The 1,576-nt window shown below is 73.9% G+C and carries 1 protein-coding gene and 1 pseudogene; both read left to right on the top strand.

The genetic code is table 11. The features are described from left to right. A pseudogene (locus AOK15_RS40985) lies at window positions 1–1,138 on the top strand (TerD family protein); the annotation flags it as partial. Window positions 1,139–1,319: 181 nt separating this feature from the next. Then, window positions 1,320–1,576 (top strand): helix-turn-helix domain-containing protein (locus AOK15_RS40990; RefSeq protein ID WP_157870539.1); only part of this gene is annotated, 257 nt, incomplete at its 3' end.

Raw genomic sequence — 1,576 nt, forward strand, 5'->3', positions numbered from 1 at the left:
GGACACCGGCCGGGCGGCGGGGTGTCTCCCCGTGCGGCAGGGAGACCTCGGTGAACGTCTCCATCCGGCCCGCCGCCCGGACGGTGTCCTTCGCGTCGAACGCGCCGGGAAGCTGTGGACGGCGCTCGTGGAGACCAAGACCAACGGCAACGCCCTCAAGGCCGAACAGGTGCAGGCGTACATGGACATCGCCGCCCGGCGCGGCTACGAGGCCGTGATCACCCTGTCGAACGATGTCGCGCTGGAGGGCAGCCCCCTCGTCGACGTGAAGATCGACAAGCGCCGCAAGCACAAGGTGGCGCTGCGGCATCTGTCGTGGGCCGAGGTGGCCCACCAGGCGCAGATGCTGATCCGGCACGAGGGCGTCGGCAACAGCGCGCACGCCTGGCTGCTCCAGGAACTCCTGCACTACCTCCAGCACGAGAACTCCGGCTGCCACGGCTTCCAGAACATGGGCGCCGCCTGGGTGCCCGTCCGCAACGGGATCGACGACGAGACGCTCTGTCAGGGCGACCCCCGTGCCCTGGAGGTCGTGGAGAGCTGGGAGCGGCTCATCCGCCAGGTCTGTCTGGGGCTCGGCGGTGAACTCGGCCAGAAGGTGCTGCCCGTACGCCGTGCCAGGCGGGGCACCGACCCCGAGGTCCGCCGCGCGGAGATGGCCGACCAGCTGTGCCGGGAGGGAAGGCTCCAGGCGGAGCTGCGCATCGAGGGCACGCCGGGCATCCTCGCGCTCAGCGCCGATCTGCGCACGGGCAAGCTGCGCACCTCCATCGAGATCCCGGCCCCCGAGCAGGGCTACCCGCTGAACTGGGCGAAACGGCTTGTCAGGAAGCTGGCGGAGGCACCGGCCGATCTGCACGTCGAGACGCTCGTCGATGGGGAGATGGGCGGACCGCGGGGCACGCTGGAGCGGCTGCGTCCCGAACCCGGGGACATGCTCCCGGCGAACGGCGCGCAGATCACCGGCTTCCGCCTGTCCCTCTTCAAGGGCATGGGCAGCACCCGCGGCAACGCCGAGTCCGGATTCATCCGCAGCGTCGACGACGCCGTGCACCGTTTCTACGGCGCCGTCGTCGTCCACCTCGACCGCCCGGCCGCGCGCCGGGCCCCCACCGCCGAACGGGCCGCCGTCGGCTGAGCCCCGCCCGAGCGGCGGGGCCGCCGCGCGGGTCCCCTGGGAACGGGGCCGGCCGTCACTCCGGCGGCGGTAGCATCGCGCGCGGCGACGCCGGGGAGCGGGCCCCGGTCGGGCGGTCGGGTCGGTCGGGCGGTCGGGCGGTCGGTCGGGTTGGTCGAGCCAGTCGGGTGTGGAGGATGCGATGGGCGGCGGCGGTGTGGAGGACGGGGCCCCGGGGCGGCGGCGTGATGCCCGGCGGAACCGGGAGCTGCTCGTCGCGGCGGCCCGCGAGGTGTTCGCCGAGTGGGGGCTGGACGCGCCGTGGGACGTGATCGCGCGGCGGGCCGGGGTGGGCAACGCGACGCTGTACCGGCACTTCCCCACGAGGGCCGCGCTCGTCGACGCCGTCTTCCGGGACCGGCTCACCGGGACGATGGACGCCGGTGAGCGGGCGCGGGC

Origin of the sequence: Streptomyces ossamyceticus (assembly GCF_001418475.1) — a bacterium.
Lineage (GTDB): Bacteria > Actinomycetota > Actinomycetes > Streptomycetales > Streptomycetaceae > Streptomyces > Streptomyces ossamyceticus.